Here is a 15444-nt window from a genome sequence, read left to right on the forward strand (position 1 = left end):
TCCCCAAGCTAGTATTTACTGCAGTAGTGAGCACAGTTGTAGAACACTGTCGCTGCTCAATAATCAGTTTTAAACGCGTAGATCGTTTCATCATCACTACCGAGTTAAAATATTATTTAAATAGTGCAGTGCAAAACATGGTTTGAGTAGATACAGAAAATTAGCGAAAATTTATAACAGATTTATAAAAACAGATTCGATCTGTTATATTTTTTTTTACAGTATTTGTTGCTATAACCCCTAAGATTTTTATTGCAGAATAGTCATTCAATCAGTGCATCGTTCAGACAATTGATTAAAAATGGACTGACAATAAAGGGTAAATACATGTTTGTGACGACACAGTTAAATGCTATAGCTGAAATATTAGGCGTGGAGCGTTTTTCCAATTCAATCTACAGTATATTACAGCAGCAATATGTTAATATTGAGGCCACGTTATTGCGTTCAAAAGTATTACGCAATTTCTCCAAAGCCAACACCCATACGATTATTCAAACTGCGATTCCACGGGATCATGCGAGTTTGGCTTATTTGTTTGCACCTTTTGTATTGGCCAATCTCAATCAAAAGGTTATTTACAGTACGCCTGCAACAGCTGCGGTATTAGATGTATTTAATCCATATTATCAGGCTGAAGCAAAACAGTTTAGACAAGATTTTGAAGCATTAGATGCTTTGAATCTGGTGATTGATTTGATGCCAGATGATTTATCTGATGTTGATTTTCTGCATTTGGCTTTGGTGAAAGCGTTATGTCGTTCGGATATTTCCAGTATATTTTTGCTGAGCCCCTTGGAGATTGATCAACAAAAATGTGCAGAACTGGAAAAGTTTTTCCAAATCAAAATCAAGGTATTGTCTACAGCTTCCTTAGATAATCTGCAAATAGATGCACCATTAAATTTTCGTAAGCTGTTATTTAAAAACAAGGACACGTGTTATAGCGAACTTTGTCAGCAGTTTGCCAGACTTAATGCTGAGTTATTGCATGGTTGTGTTGATTATCGTGATCAACAATTACAACACTTGATTGATGATATGTTTTATACAGAGCATATCTATGAAAAACTCTCTGTATATGGTGAATTCATGCAGACCCGTTTGCAAAATCATCTACAGTCAAAACAGCAATCTGTGCAACTCAAAGCATAGTCAGATTTTAATACACGATGAACTGCTTTTTTGTGCTGTAACGTTAACTGCGATAGATGAGTTTGCAAAGGATTTGCATCGGTATTTTATACCGAATTTCAAGGTTTAAAGATAAATGAAGTTCCAACATCATTTGACTGTGCTCAGTCAGCTGGCATTGATTATTCTCGTCTGGGCCGCGGCCGATCTGATTCAAACAACGTTTCAATTACCCATAGCCTCTGGGGTATTGGGATTGTTTTTACTTCTGCTGTTATTACAGTTGAAGTGGATAAAACTGAGTATGGTGGAACAAGGCGCACAGTTTTTACTGCGTAATCTGCTGTTGTTTTTCATTCCTCCAGTTGTTGGGCTTATTCAATATCAAGAGCTTCTTTGGCAGCGTGGCGGACAGTTAGTTTTTGCGATTACTGTGAGTACGATTTGCGTTATGGTGAGTAGTGTATGGAGTATTCAGTGGCTATTGCGTAAATCTACGCAGCAGGCGCAATCATGAATACGATGGGATTATTATTTCTTGCCCTGACCTTGATCCTTTACTTGCTTTGTAAAAAGTTATTTTTACGCACTCAAAAAATTATCCTATCGCCGATTATCTTGGTGTCACTGTTAAGCATTGCAGTTTTGGTGATTTTTGATCGACCATATGCTGAATACCATATGTATAACCAGTATCTGGTCGCGATGTTAGGGCCTGTTACTGTGGCCTTTGCAATCCCAATGTACAACTATCGCGCCGTGATTCAGCAACACTTTAAAGTATTACTGCTGAGCTCATGTATTGCGATGTTTGTTGGCGTATTTAGTAGTTGGTTATTTGCTATTTACTTTGATTTTGACACGGTATTGACCAACAGTTTATTGGCACGCTCCATTTCGATTCCTTTTGCTCTGGCTTTAACTGAGCAAATTGGGGGATCTATTAGCTTGGTTCCTTTATTTACCGTGATTACGGGTTTGGTCGGCATGATTGTGGGTGATTTGGTGTTATTGGCACTGCGCTTTAACCATTATCTTGCTAATGGTGCAGCTTGGGGCAATGCAGCCCATGCGATGGGGATTGCTTGTGCTCAGCAACGGCATCCACAGGAAGCGGTTATTGCTAGTTTGTCGATGATCGTTTCTGGAATTATGATGGTATTATTTGGTCCATTTTTAATTGGTTTGTGTCTGTAGTCATGCGTGTGGTTTGATTTGAGTTCACCATAGTTTTTGGGCTTTAATATTGACTATGGTGAATGCACTGTGTTGTTTGTTCAGTATTTGTTTTATGGTGCAGTTTGATCCACTATAAATTTATATGAACCGTCGATGAGATGTTGATCTTTGCTTTTTAACTTCCAATGTACGTTATAAGTGCCATCTTTAAGGGCAGGGATGTTGAACGTATAGTGTTGTGATGCCGCATGCGTGGCTTAAATTTTAGCGGTATCACATTATGATTGGCATCGTGTAATTCAATTTTTTTTAAAACCGTCTTTTCATTGAAGCTTATAGTGATTTGTTTGGGTGATTTGGCAATTGTGCTTTCAGCCGCAGGTGAGGCACTGACCAATTTACTATGTGCAAAGAGTTGACTACTACTCAGACTAATCATTAGACCAAGTGCTATGCAGGTGTATTTTTTATGTGGCATCAAAATCATTAGAAACATCTCGTTTGAACAGTTAAAAGAAGAAAAATCATTGTCAAAGTTTTCATTTGTCAGCTCAAATTGAATCCTGTGTATTTGTTTTATTGTTTATAACCGCTGAGTGTTTATTTGTTTTTGTAGCATTTAACTTGTTACTTTTGCAGGGTTATGTAAAGAAAAATGCGCAAATATTGAGAAAAGCTTGACCTTACCATGGCGGTAATCTTTAAGCTAATAGCATGATCTTACTCAATGATTTGAGGATAGCCGTATGAGTAATAAATTAGAGCAAAATACACAGTATCAAGACAGTATCCTCATTGAAGGTATGACTTGTGCATCCTGTGTAGGGCGAGTTGAACGTACTTTGAAAAAGGTAGATGGGGTGAGTGCTGTCTCCGTGAATCTTGCGACAGAAACAGCTTTCATTGAGAGTGAGCATGTACTCGATCGCTCTGTCATCGAAGCTGCTGTGAAACGTGCTGGTTTTGCTGTAAAAGCACAGCCTGCAATAGTGCTGCGTGTTGAAGGAATGACCTGTGCTTCATGTGTTGGACGGGTCGAGAAGGCGTTGTCCAAAGTTACAGGTGTGCAGCGTGCACAGGTGAATCTAGCAACAGAGCAAGCGACGATCGAAGCTGCATCTAGTGTCACTACGGATCAGTTGATTCAAGCGGTTGCACGTGCAGGCTATCAAGCGACTTTACTGAGTCAGCAAGATAATACCAGTCACGCAGATAAAAAGGCACAAGAGCAAGCACAATTAAAGCGTGATTTATTTATAGCTGCTGCTTTGGCACTGCCTGTGTTTATTTTGGAAATGGGCTCGCATTTGATCCCAGCCTTTCATCAATTGATCAGTGCGACATTGGGAACACACAATAGTTGGTTGATACAGTTTGTTCTAACCACACTGATTTTAGTTTTTCCTGGTCGACGTTTTTATCAGCACGGTATTCCTGCGTTATTACGTCTAGCACCTGATATGAACTCTTTGGTGGCCGTGGGGACATTTGCGGCATATTGTTATTCGATTGTTGCGACATTTATGCCACAGTTGTTACCCGCTGGTACAGTCAATGTTTATTTTGAAGCAGCGGCGGTTATTGTTGCTCTCATCTTATTGGGCCGCTATTTCGAAGCGAAGGCTAAAGGTCGAACCTCACAGGCAATTCAACATTTATTAGGATTACAGCCTCAAACAGCACGAGTTGAACAAGAGGGCACATTGGTTGAATTACCGATCGCTGAGGTTCGCTCAGGAATGGTCATTGAACTGCGTCCTGGTGAGCGTGTACCTGTTGATGGTGAAGTGCTTTCTGGACAAAGCTATATTGATGAGTCAATGATGACGGGTGAACCACTTGCTGTAGAAAAGACTACAGGAAGTCAGGTTGTTGGTGGAACAGTGAACCAAACAGGGAGTTTGCGTATTCAAGCAACAACCGTGGGTAGTTCATCAGTATTGGCACAAATCATTCGAATGGTTGAACAAGCACAAGGTACTAAACTTCCAATTCAAGCTTTAGTCGATAAGATTACTTTGTGGTTTGTTCCAGCAGTCATGTTATTAGCTTTGCTTACATTTCTAGTTTGGTTGTGGTTTGGTCCTGAGCCTGCTTTAAGTTTTGCTTTAGTGAATGCAGTTGCAGTGCTTATTATTGCCTGTCCATGTGCAATGGGACTCGCGACACCAACCTCAATTATGGTGGGTACAGGCCGTGCTGCTGAACTTGGTGTGTTATTTCGCAAGGGTGATGCACTTCAGGGCTTGAAAAATGCACGTGTAGTTGCTTTAGACAAAACGGGTACCTTAACTGAAGGTAAGCCGAGCTTAAGTGATTTTGAAGTGTTGCAAGGTTTTGACCACGATACAGTATTGGCACAGGTTGCTTCAGTAGAAGCGAAGTCTGAACATCCGATTGCACAGGCAATTGTTGAAGCTGCTACAGCACGTGGTTTGTCATTGCAGCAAGTTGATCATTTTAACTCGATTACAGGGTATGGGATTGAAGCTGAAATTGATGGACATTTAATCCAGATCGGTGCTGACCGATTCATGGAAAAGTTAGGTTTAGACCTGACTCAATTTGCAGATACAGCCAAGCGCTTAGGTAAAGCAGCAAAAACGCCTCTTTATGTAGCTGTAGATCAGCAATTAGCTGCAATTGTTGCTGTAGCAGACCAAATTAAAGACAGTACTTTTAGTGCAATTCGAGAATTACACCGTTTAGGTCTAAGCGTTGCCATGATTACTGGGGATAACAGACACACCGCTGAAGCGATTGCTCAACAGTTGAAGATTGACGATGTTATTGCAGAGGTTTTACCCGAAGGTAAGGTTCAGGCGATTAAGCAACTACAACAGCGTTATGGTTATGTTGCTTATGTTGGTGATGGGATTAATGATGCGCCTGCACTGGCACAAGCAGATGTCGGATTGGCCATAGGTACAGGAACAGATGTTGCGATCGAAGCTGCGGATGTTGTACTGATGTCAGGCAGTTTGGTGGGTATTCCAAATGCGATTGCTTTGAGTCAGGCCACGATGAAAAATATCCAACAAAACTTATTTTGGGCATTTGCTTATAATGTGGCATTAATCCCAATTGCAGCAGGGCTGTTATATCCAAGTTTTGGTATATTACTTTCACCCATCTTCGCTGCTGGCGCAATGGCACTATCTTCGGTATTTGTACTAAGTAATGCTTTAAGATTAAAAGCATTCAAAGCTGTTGAACTCAAATAGTAACTGATCCATTGTAATTTACTCTGACTGGAGGATAAAAATGAATATCGGTCAAGTCGCAAAACATACGGGCATCTCTGCAAAGATGATTCGTTATTATGAAGAGATCGGATTGATTGAGCCAGCACGGCGTTCTGATGCGGGTTATCGGATCTACTCTGGTCAGGATTTAAAAACATTGGCATTTATAAAACATGCGCGTGAATTGGGTTTTTCCTCAGAGCAGATGAAAGAGCTCATATCGTTATGGCGTAATACAGATCGAAGCAGTGCGGAGGTAAAACGTTTAGCCTCCATGCACATTGCAACCTTGAATGCCAAAATTAAAACGATGCAGGATATGGTTAAGGCACTCGAACAGTCAGTTTCGTGCTGCGCGGGCAATGAACATCCTGAATGCAGTATTTTGGATCAATTGGAAAAAGGGATGAGTGCTTAATAAGCAGCTTATTCAACACATAATTTTGATATGAATTATCTCTAACTTAGGCTTGACTCTGTCACTGTGGCAAGGTTTAGCCTAGGAACTGTTAACAACATTATGAATTTATCAGGAGCAACTCCATGCAACTAATTATCGAAAACATGACTTGTGGTGGCTGTGCACGTGGCGTGACTGCAACTATTCAATCCATTGACCCAGAAGCAAAAGTTGATATTGATGTCAGTAAAAAATTAGTTAATCTGACCAGCTCAGCTGATCTTGATCAAATTTTAGTTGCTTTGGCTGAAGACGGTTTTCCAGCAGTACAGCAGTAAGTTGTGCGATCTTTAATATAAATGATCTATTCGGTCATGTGTATTAAACAACAAACCCCAGTTCAATATAAACTTTGACTGGGGTTTTAAAATAAAGAACAAGCAATAAAATAATTTTAAAATAGCTTATTTTTCTGAGTAAAGAACCATCCCCGTTATTGCTTGACCGTCTGAGTAAAATAATTCTTTTTCCAAGCTATTTAAGTGAACTCGATAAACAGATCCTAATAATTCAGAAACATAAATATGTGGCCCATCTAAGACTAATCCAATCGCTTCTTTAAAACCACGAACCAATACCTGATGATCTTTTAGACCACTCGCTGTTATTCTTGCGCAATTTAATGAGTTTCCATCTGGTGGCGCACCTCTATCTGTCCAGTACAATATTCGATTTTGATCATCAATTTCTAGATCAATAGGTTCGGGGAGGTGATTAAGTAATGTCTGAATATTATGGCATGGGCTAGAGTTGCAATAATCCAGATCCGCGCGAAATATACGGCCCATATGACCTTTTACTGTTCCTTTTTGCGTCCAATAAAGATGGCCATTGGCTTTATCTAGTGCAATACCAACACATTGATCTAGCTTATTCTTGGGATATACTCCAGCCTGACCTCGATTAAGTAACGTTTCAAGATGACCACCATCAGTGTCTGCACGATAAATCGCGCCACCCTCACGATCACACCAATACAACTTTTGACTTACCTCATCAAATTTTAATTGCTTAGGTGTATATAATTGCCCATTACCCAATATTTTTTGTTTTTCACTGCCATCTAATTTACTTCTGAAAATAGCACCATCAGCATGTAAAAAGTCTTCTCCATCTCGATTTGGCCCCATATCTGTCCAGTAGAAATAGCCATTGTCGATATCAATCTGTATGCCATCACCATGACCAATGTCGTGAATAATGGTTTCGACTTGAGCCGTGTTGATATTCAATATGACGATCTGTTGCTGAAATGCATCTAAAATAGCCAGTTTCTTATTTTCTATATTAGTCATTGTGGTACTTTCACTTTTTAATATGTAATTCAGATATTAACAATTAAATGTATGTTTAACAGAACTATTTTCTCTACAGAATTTTTTATAATAATGTGGTTTTATTCTATGAATTGTAGCTGTAAATGCGTTAAGTGTAGACTAAACATCTCTGCAAGACTTCCTCCAATAATCAACAGCAAAAAGGCTGATATGAAGAAATATACATAGACAGTATGATGTATGTTTTAGTGTGCTCTCATGTGTCATCAAGAGCCATGCTTTAAAATATAATGAACATCAGTTTATTGCTATGGCATATGGTTTTGATCTTTGGGGGCATATATTTAAGAAACTTGAACAATAAAAAACCCTCAATTAAGTAGAAATTTAACTGAGGGCTAAATATTGCTCTTAAATGATCTATCTAGGTCATTTTCTTACGATGTAGGTTTATTGAGCGTTTTTACGGGTTTTAAAATAATAAGCTGTACCCAAACATAATAACCAAACTGGAATCAAAATCACTGCGATACGCATAGCAGGTGTATTCCACATAATCACTAAAATCCCCATCATAAATACGACACAGATATAGTTAGTCAGTGGATAAGCAATACTTGGAAAAAGCGTGGTTTTTTGCTGTTGAATCATCGATTTTTTAAACTTAATGTGTGTCAAAGACAACATTGTCCAGTTAATTACAATCGCTGAAACCACCAAACTCATCAGTAATTTAAAGGCGTCTTCTGGGAAGATATAGTTGAGGAATACACAGATCGCTGTAACAAAGGCAGAGCATAAAATCGCAGCATAGGGAATGCCACGTTTATTAATTTTGCTGAGTACGCGAGGCGCATTGCCTTGTTCAGCAAGACCCAATAACATACGACTGGTGCCATAACTGGTGCCGTTATAGACTGAAATTGCTGCTGTTAAAACGATAAAGTTCAGTGCTGCTGCAACGCCAACATTACCAAGTGCATCAAAGATCAGCACAAATGGACTACCGCCTTCAGCGATTTGATTCCACGGGTAGAGTGACAATAAGATAAAAATTGTACCGACATAAAATAACAAGACACGATAAACGATTTGATTAATCGCTTTAGGAATCGTTTGAGTTGGATTTTTAGTTTCTGCTGCAGCAATACCGACCAATTCAATTCCCCCGAAAGAGAACATAATAATCGCCATGGCCATAATTAAACCCGTATAGCCATTCGGAAAGAAACCACCAAGTGCCCATAAGTTGGAAACAGAAGCAGCTTCACCAGCACGACCGCTAGCAAGTAAATACGCACCGAAACCGATCATGCCAATAATGGCTAAAATTTTAATGATGGAAAATAAAAATTCCATTTCACCAAAAATTTTGACATGACTTAAGTTAATGATGTTAATAAATATAAAGAAGCCCAGTGCAGAAACCCAATTGGGTATTTCAGGCCACCAGTACTGTACATACAGCCCAATTGCACTCAGTTCTGCCATACAAACCAGAACGTTGAGTACCCAGTAGTTCCAACCTGACATAAAGCCTGCAAAAGGGCTCCAGAATTTGTAGGCAAAAAAGCTAAATGAGCCACTGACGGGTTCTTCGACCACCATTTCACCAAGTTGACGCATCATGAAAAATGCAATGAGGCCTGCGATCGCATAGCCAAGAATGACTGAAGGACCTGCAAGTTTAATGGTCTGGGAAATACCGAGGAAGAGACCAGTTCCGATTGAACCACCTAAAGCAATCAACTGGATATGTCGATTACTTAAACCATGCTTCAATTTACTCTGTTCTGATGACATAAATATACCAATAAGGGTGATACCGCCGAAGCCATATCATTCTAGATACGGGAAAAATCCGACCAATATAATGAATATTGCAACAATAATAAAACGTTATTTTTGAATGGGGAGCGAAACAGGGTTTTTCAGTGTAGATTTCTCAGTTTTAATAGTTCAAAACAAATTTCAAAGTACAGATTCAGATTTGTTAATTTTTTATGATTTATTTACCATAAAGTATATTTTAAATTTTAGTCCACATTATGATTGCACAAACCTGGTTGTTACTTCGAAAGTTTGTTTATGATTATTTACATGACGAGAACAATCAATCAAAGTTGAGCTTAGCCATTAATATGGCACTGATTGTTTTAATTCTTGCCAATGTCTTTGCAGTCATTTTAGAAACAGTCAATAGTATATATTTTGAACATAAACGGTTGTTTGATTGGTTTGAGAATATTTCAATCACTATTTTTACAGCTGAATATTTATTAAGAATGTGGAGTGTGGTAGAAGAGAAACCTGAACAAAGTGCTTGGAAGACACGCTGGCAATGGGTAACCAGTGGTGGTGCGATTATTGATCTGCTTGCGATCTTACCTGCATATATTAACTTCTTTGTACATCTTGATTTACGTATTTTACGTACGCTTCGATTATTACGTCTGCTCAAATTAACCCGCTATTTTACCTCTTTACAGATTTTATTACGTGTCCTTGAGCGCGAGAAAGGTTCATTTCAGGCTGTATTATTTATTTTATCTATACTGATTGTTATGGCTGCTGCTGGGGTTTATATCGTTGAAAATCAGGCACAGCCACATGTTTATAGTTCTATTCCGGCTTCGATGTGGTGGGCGGTAGTCACATTGACCACAGTGGGCTATGGCGATGTAACGCCAATTACACCCTTAGGTAAGTTTTTAGGTGCTTTGATTACGATTTTAGGCTTAGGTCTTGCTGCATTACCAGCGGGTATCTTAGCAACAGGTATTGCCAATGAGTTAGAAGCACGCAAACATGAACTTGAATTAAAATTTCAAACGCTATTACATCATCAAGATATAGATTTGGTCAAAGACCATAAGAAAATTGAAGAAATTCGTAGACAAGTTGGGCTTACAGTTGAACAAACTGAAGATATTATTCGTAAGTTGATACGAGAACAAAAAGAACAAGCATTACAAGCACAACGTCAGCACTATTGTTATTGTCCAAATTGTGGTCATCAATTACCTAAGGAAAGTACACATCAAGGTGACTATTAATATTAACATTTTACAAAGGGTTAAGTATGCCCCAATCAGAGCAGTCTTGTGAATAGGGACGATCATGTATCTATACGCCCTATTTTACTTTGCTGTGATTATAAAGTTAATAATATTCATCTGTTAGAAATATAATTAAAGAGCATTCATCATGAGACAAACTAATTAACTTCATTGTATACTGAGTAAAATTCACACTGACTTGTATTATGTTAGAGATTCGCCATTTAAAAACTTTAGCTGCATTACGAGAACATGGTTCATTGGTTGCGGCAGCTAATGATCTATGTTTAACACCTTCTGCAATTTCACATCAACTTAAAGAGTTAGATCATTGGTATGGGGTAGAGGTGGTAAACCGCCGCAGTCGTCCTGTGACCTTCTCAAATGTTGGTCAACGCTTATTGCAATTGGCAGATGAAGTATTACCTCAGTTTCAGGTTACTCAGTCCGATATTACTCGTATTGTGCATGGACAGACTGGGCGTATTATTTTTTCTTCTGAGTGCCATAGTTGTTTTGATTGGTTAATGCCGTTGCTCAATCAATATCGTCAACAGTATCCCGATGTTGATCTGGATTTTGCTTCAGGTTTCCAAGCTAATCCACATGAGTTGCTGCAAAATGCAGAGTTTGACTTATTAATAACAGCTGATCCGATTGCCATGAAGGGGGTAGAGTATTTCCCTATTTTTGAATATGAATCACGCTTGGTATTATCAAACACGCATACATTAGTTCGTAAGGAACACGTGCTGCTAGAAGATTTGGCCGAAGAAACCTTGATCACTTATCCAGTAGATAAACATCGTCTGGATATTATGGCGCATTTGTTTATACCTGCGAATATTCAACCTAAAAACATACGCACTACAGAGTTAACTCAGATGTTAATTCAATTGGTTGCTAGTGGACGTGGTTTTGCAGCCTTACCAGATTGGGTTGTCTACGAATATGAACAAAAAGGGTGGGTAACCTCACGTCGCTTTGATTGTGTTGCAGCACAGGGTTTAAGACGAACTTTATACGCGGGCTACCGTACTGAAGAAACGCAAAAAAGTTATTTTGAGGGTTTCTTAAAACAACTGGAAAAGTTCTCTCAAAAACGTACAGTGTATTATCAGTGATTAGCTATAACCGATGACCAGTGACAAAATGCCCGCTGCGATCAGCGGGCCTACAGGTACACCACGCAATAAGGCAACACCTGCAACTGTACCAATCAGTAAACCTGCAACAATATTCGGTTGATTGGTCATCAATTTAACACCACGACCACCTAACCATGCAACCGCAACACCCACTAAGATTGCCAGTACCGACTTCCAACTAAAAAAAGATTTTAAAATCGCATCACCTGCGATTCTGCCACTCGCGATAGGGGTAAGTACACCTATTGTGAGGACGATAATCCCTATGTGTAAGGCATAATCTTGTAAATAAGGAAAATAGACCTGTAAAGGCGTCATTCTAAAAATAATCAATACAGCTGCAGCAATGGTAATGGCACTGTTATGGCTCAATACTCCACATGCTAATAATACGATTAATACCATTAGGTTTAGATCTAGACCAGAAAGACTCATAACATACTCATTGCTAAATAGGCGTTTTTTATTATACGAGATCAATATCAATAAAAGGAGTTGATCGAACATAGGCGATTATAAAATAGCCGAGCACTGGCTAAAAGACTGCTTTATGCGTTTGGGACTGTGCCCGTGTGCGTGCTTCGGCTAAAATGAATGAACATGTCTGGTAATCGTCTTATGAATTTAGAGAAAATTTTACAATCCCAAGGTTTTGGTTCAAGAAAGCATTGTCAACAATTGATTAAACAAGGGGCTGTGCTTATTGATGGTGTTGTTGCAAGTAATGCTAAGCAAAATTTAGAGTTGTCTGGTTTAAGTTTTAGTGTATTTGGTCAAGAGTATCAATATCGTGAGCAAGTCTATATTGCTTTACACAAACCGCAGGGTTATGAGTGCTCACATCAAGCAACGCATCATTTGAGTGTATTTGACTTGTTTGATCAAGTTTTATTGCAACGCGGTTTACAGTGTGTAGGGCGATTAGATCAAGATACGACAGGACTACTACTTCTTACTGATGATGGTAAGTTACTACAAGCTTTAACACATCCCAAAAAACATGTGCCTAAGGTCTATCATGTGCATTGTGTAGATCCAGTCACTGAGCAGCAGCTGCTCGGTCTAAGCAATGGTGTAGAGCTGCGCAATGAGCTGGGGGTCTTTGCTGCAACTGATGTGGTTCAGTTGTCAGAATACAGTCTTAAAATGACGATACACCAAGGTGTATATCATCAGGTTAAAAGAATGTTGGCAGCTGTGGGTAACAAAGTGGAGAGCTTACATCGTGCGCAAATGGGCGCTTTGCAACTGACTCATTTGGCATTAGGACAATGGCAGTATCTCAACGACGAGCAAGTTTCCTTATTAAGAGATCCACAAGCGAACCTACAGATTTAGATGATTACTGGGTTATTTGATTGAGTGGACGAGGATTTAAATAGTAGTGATATTCTTGATACTCCGTATCTTTGATAAAGCCCATACTTTCATAGAGTTGATGTGAACGAATATTGTTGAGTTCTGTACGTAGACAGATTTTAAATGCGGCATTGTGGCGGGCAAATAGGATTGCTGTGTCAATAAGCTGCCGCGCAGAACCTTGTCGTCTAAACTGTGGACTTACATAGACATCATCTAAGATGTAGTAGTGCTTACATGCAACTGAAGAGAACCCCAGATATAAAATAACAAAACCAGTGAGTTGCTGGTCCTTGATATGAACAAAGATGACACTTTGTTGATTTTCCAATCTTTGTTTTAAAAATTGATAAGAGAGTTCGGGTTCGGATTGAACCTGATAAAATTGGCGGTATTCATCGAATAATATCGCTAATGCGCTTAAATCATCACTACAGGCACGTCGAACAATCATACTATGCTCCATTTTTGATGCTTATATTGAGGCTGTTCATTTAAATCATGCAATGCAAGTTGAGTAATGAACAGGATCAAAATGGAGTTTAGTAATAAATACGCTGTAAAAACAATCAGTTTATGTAACCAAATTCATTTAGTGCGGTTCTTGTGGCGAGTTATTTTCACCAAGTAATGCGTTGAGTTCAGCAAATAAATCATCGTCATTTTCAAGATCTATATTTTTGTCTTGTGGCTCTAAATCTTGTTTAATCTTTTTCAGCTTCAGCAATTGCTCCATGTTAATACTTTGGTTTTCAATTGCAAAAGGGATGGACTTGGTCAATACAACTTGTTTAAAAAACAGACGTACTGCTTGAGCAGGGGTAATTCCCAGCTGCTTAAATACTGCAAAAGCCTGCTTTTTTTCTTGTGAATCTAGGCGGACTTGATAGACTTCAGTTTTTCTCATTTTTAATCAGACAACACTTCGTTGGATAACATATTCTAAACAAACAACATGTAATTTCAATGTCAAAAACACTAAAAGTGTATTTTTTGTCATTACGTTGAAATTATTTTCCTATATTTCGAGCATTTGTTGACTATAAAAATATTGTGCTTGCTTGCTGATAGGATCTGTAAAGCTAATTTGATGTGCAAGTAATTGCAAAGGTGCTGAAAAATCATCGGCAGCTTGGTGTTGAATGTTTGGATAAAAACGATCGTTACGGATAGGGATACCAAGATGGTTGAGATGTACGCGCAGTTGATGCTGTTTACCTGTTTTAGGTTTTAGTAAATATTTGGCCCAAATAGAATTATGTTCAAGTAACTGTAGCTGTGTTTCAGTATTAGGTTCGCCTTCAACAACACGCATCGTATAGAAAGGGTCTGATTTTTCCATACGTAAAGCTAACCGTAAGGGAAAGTGTAACGTAGGGCGGTAAGCAGCAATGGCATGATAGCTTTTCTCAACTAAACGCTGTGCAAATAATTGTTGATAGCAGCCTCGGGTGGCAGCGCGTTTAGCAAATAACACCACACCTGCAGTTTCACGATCTAAGCGGTGAATTGGACTCAGCTCAGCATTCCCCGTTCGGCGTTTTAAACGAACTAACAGCGTTTCTTGTAAATACTGTCCAGTAGGGCTCATTGTTAAGAAATGTGGTTTATCAACAACTAGCAAATCTTCATTTTCAAATAAGATATTTTCATAAAATGGAACGTGAATTTCATTATCCAAAAAACGATAATAATAAATATGTTGTTCTGCTAAATACGGACTATCGAGTGTCAATGTCCGACCCTGCATATCAATAATCAAACCATCTTGAAAACGTTGTTGCCATTCAGCGGCAGAAATATGTGCAAAGGTATCACAGAGATAAGCAAATAAACTGGATGCGTTATGTGAGAGTCGAGGTAAAAATACCTGACTGGCACTGACGCCATCACGCATAGGTGGTGTAAAACGTAAAGAAGGAGTTGCAGACATAGTTTCGATTCATTGTGCGGTGTGCTAAAGCTTCATCATCGGGTAAATAATCGTACCGTGGCAATGTGCAGTAGCGTAGGTTTTGAAAGTTGCTGGTGCTATTATAATGGCAGTTTAGTTTTATATAGTGAATCCAATGCAATATTCCTTTCAATATCCATTATTAGATGAGCAAAATACGCAGCAACTTGCACAAATTTTAGCTCAATATATGCAGCAAGGCGTTGTGTATTTGATTGGTGATTTGGGGGCAGGTAAAACAACTTTGACACGTTATTGGTTGCAAAGTATAGGGCATCAAGGTGCGGTTAAAAGTCCAACTTATACCTTGGTCGAGCCTTATTCAATCAGAGATCAATCGATTTATCATTTCGATTTATATCGTCTTAATGATCCATATGAACTTGAGTTAATGGGTATTCGAGATTATTTGGATGTCGAAGGTGCATTATTCTTATTTGAATGGCCATCTAAAGGAGGAGATGAGATTCCTGCGGCAGATATGGTTATCGAAATTAATAAGTCAGAAGATGAACAACAGCGTATTGTAAACTTGAGCTTTGATTCAGCTGTTTTGTTAGAAGCTCTGCGCGCAGCTGTATAAATTTGATTGATATTACACTTAAGAATAACAATGGTCTTCTGAAAGG

At 38.8% G+C, this 15444-nt stretch carries 17 protein-coding genes and 1 pseudogene; 10 read left to right on the forward strand and 8 right to left on the reverse strand.

What is annotated here, in order from left to right:
* The first annotated feature begins 327 nt into the window (after positions 1–327).
* From Aru01_RS00070 to Aru01_RS00080, 3 genes are all read left to right on the forward strand, one after another.
* Complete coding sequence (locus tag Aru01_RS00070) at positions 328–1155, forward strand: hypothetical protein (RefSeq protein WP_016656044.1); 828 nt, start codon at positions 328–330, stop codon at positions 1153–1155.
* Between the two features lie 115 nt (positions 1156–1270).
* Positions 1271–1651 (forward strand): CidA/LrgA family protein, encoded by a 381-nt coding sequence (locus Aru01_RS00075; protein ID WP_016656045.1) that lies wholly within the window; start codon positions 1271–1273, stop codon positions 1649–1651.
* The gene (locus Aru01_RS00080) at positions 1645–2331 is read left to right on the forward strand and encodes an LrgB family protein (RefSeq protein WP_370736875.1); all 687 of its coding nucleotides are present in this window, start codon (positions 1645–1647) and stop codon (positions 2329–2331) included. Before Aru01_RS00075 ends, Aru01_RS00080 begins: the two co-directional genes overlap by 7 nt.
* 92 nt (positions 2332–2423) lie before the next feature.
* Here Aru01_RS00080 and Aru01_RS18805 read toward each other — a convergent pair.
* Together Aru01_RS18805 and Aru01_RS18810 are read right to left on the reverse strand one after the other, a co-directional pair.
* A pseudogene (locus tag Aru01_RS18805) lies at positions 2424–2546 on the reverse strand (copper resistance protein CopC); the annotation flags it as partial.
* Positions 2489–2809: a copper resistance protein CopC gene (locus Aru01_RS18810; protein WP_040331200.1), complete on the reverse strand. Its 321-nt coding sequence runs from the start codon at positions 2807–2809 to the stop codon at positions 2489–2491. The gene Aru01_RS18810 and the pseudogene Aru01_RS18805, both read right to left, overlap by 58 nt.
* A 250-nt stretch (positions 2810–3059) precedes the next feature.
* Here Aru01_RS18810 and Aru01_RS00095 point away from each other — a divergent pair, with 250 nt between their 5' ends.
* The 3 genes from Aru01_RS00095 (at position 3060) to Aru01_RS00105 (ending at position 6296) form a co-directional block, all read left to right on the forward strand.
* Positions 3060–5537, forward strand: coding sequence for a heavy metal translocating P-type ATPase (locus Aru01_RS00095; RefSeq protein WP_016656048.1), 2478 nt, complete (start codon positions 3060–3062; stop codon positions 5535–5537).
* 40 nt (positions 5538–5577) lie between these two features.
* Positions 5578–5976 carry a Cu(I)-responsive transcriptional regulator gene (gene cueR, locus Aru01_RS00100; RefSeq protein WP_016656049.1) on the forward strand — a complete coding sequence of 133 codons (399 nt, stop codon included), beginning with the start codon at positions 5578–5580 and terminating at the stop codon, positions 5974–5976.
* A gap of 125 nt (positions 5977–6101) precedes the next feature.
* Positions 6102–6296, forward strand: coding sequence for a heavy-metal-associated domain-containing protein (locus Aru01_RS00105; RefSeq protein WP_016656050.1), 195 nt, complete (start codon positions 6102–6104; stop codon positions 6294–6296).
* 126 nt (positions 6297–6422) lie between these two features.
* Here Aru01_RS00105 and Aru01_RS00110 read toward each other — a convergent pair whose 3' ends face one another.
* A complete protein-coding gene (locus Aru01_RS00110) occupies positions 6423–7313 on the reverse strand; it encodes a hypothetical protein (RefSeq protein ID WP_016656051.1) in 891 nt (296 codons plus the stop codon).
* 432 nt (positions 7314–7745) lie between these two features.
* On the reverse strand, positions 7746–9098 hold the full coding sequence (locus Aru01_RS00115) for an amino acid permease (protein ID WP_016656052.1): 1353 nt from the start codon (positions 9096–9098) through the stop codon (positions 7746–7748).
* A 245-nt stretch (positions 9099–9343) separates the two neighbouring features.
* On the opposite strand from Aru01_RS00115, the gene Aru01_RS00120 reads away from it, so the two are divergent.
* Together Aru01_RS00120 and Aru01_RS00125 are read left to right on the forward strand one after the other, a co-directional pair.
* The gene (locus Aru01_RS00120) at positions 9344–10351 is read left to right on the forward strand and encodes an ion transporter (RefSeq protein ID WP_016656053.1); all 1008 of its coding nucleotides are present in this window, start codon (positions 9344–9346) and stop codon (positions 10349–10351) included.
* 209 nt (positions 10352–10560) lie between these two features.
* Entirely contained in the window at positions 10561–11478 is a 918-nt protein-coding gene (locus tag Aru01_RS00125) for a LysR family transcriptional regulator (protein ID WP_016656054.1), read from the forward strand.
* On the opposite strand, the gene Aru01_RS00130 is transcribed toward Aru01_RS00125, so the two are convergent.
* Positions 11479–11937, reverse strand: coding sequence for a DUF441 domain-containing protein (locus Aru01_RS00130; RefSeq protein ID WP_016656055.1), 459 nt, complete (start codon positions 11935–11937; stop codon positions 11479–11481).
* A gap of 183 nt (positions 11938–12120) precedes the next feature.
* Between Aru01_RS00130 and Aru01_RS00135 the strand changes: the two genes are divergently transcribed.
* Positions 12121–12840: a pseudouridine synthase gene (locus Aru01_RS00135; protein WP_040331260.1), complete on the forward strand. Its 720-nt coding sequence runs from the start codon at positions 12121–12123 to the stop codon at positions 12838–12840.
* A 4-nt stretch (positions 12841–12844) separates the two neighbouring features.
* Here the strand turns inward: Aru01_RS00135 and Aru01_RS00140 are convergent, their stop codons facing one another.
* From Aru01_RS00140 to Aru01_RS00150, 3 genes are all read right to left on the reverse strand, one after another.
* Positions 12845–13315 carry a GNAT family N-acetyltransferase gene (locus Aru01_RS00140; protein ID WP_016656057.1) on the reverse strand — a complete coding sequence of 157 codons (471 nt, stop codon included), beginning with the start codon at positions 13313–13315 and terminating at the stop codon, positions 12845–12847.
* A gap of 138 nt (positions 13316–13453) precedes the next feature.
* The gene (locus Aru01_RS00145) at positions 13454–13768 is read right to left on the reverse strand and encodes a type II toxin-antitoxin system RelB/DinJ family antitoxin (RefSeq protein WP_016656058.1); all 315 of its coding nucleotides are present in this window, start codon (positions 13766–13768) and stop codon (positions 13454–13456) included.
* A gap of 111 nt (positions 13769–13879) precedes the next feature.
* A complete protein-coding gene (locus Aru01_RS00150; RefSeq protein WP_016656059.1) occupies positions 13880–14794 on the reverse strand; it encodes a pseudouridine synthase in 915 nt (304 codons plus the stop codon).
* A gap of 136 nt (positions 14795–14930) precedes the next feature.
* Here Aru01_RS00150 and tsaE point away from each other — a divergent pair, with 136 nt between their 5' ends.
* Positions 14931–15398 (forward strand): tRNA (adenosine(37)-N6)-threonylcarbamoyltransferase complex ATPase subunit type 1 TsaE, encoded by a 468-nt coding sequence (gene tsaE / locus Aru01_RS00155; protein WP_016656060.1) that lies wholly within the window; start codon positions 14931–14933, stop codon positions 15396–15398.
* Positions 15399–15444: the final 46 nt, after the last annotated feature.

Origin of the sequence: Acinetobacter rudis, assembly GCF_000829675.1 — a bacterium.
GTDB classification, from domain to species: domain Bacteria; phylum Pseudomonadota; class Gammaproteobacteria; order Pseudomonadales; family Moraxellaceae; genus Acinetobacter; species Acinetobacter rudis.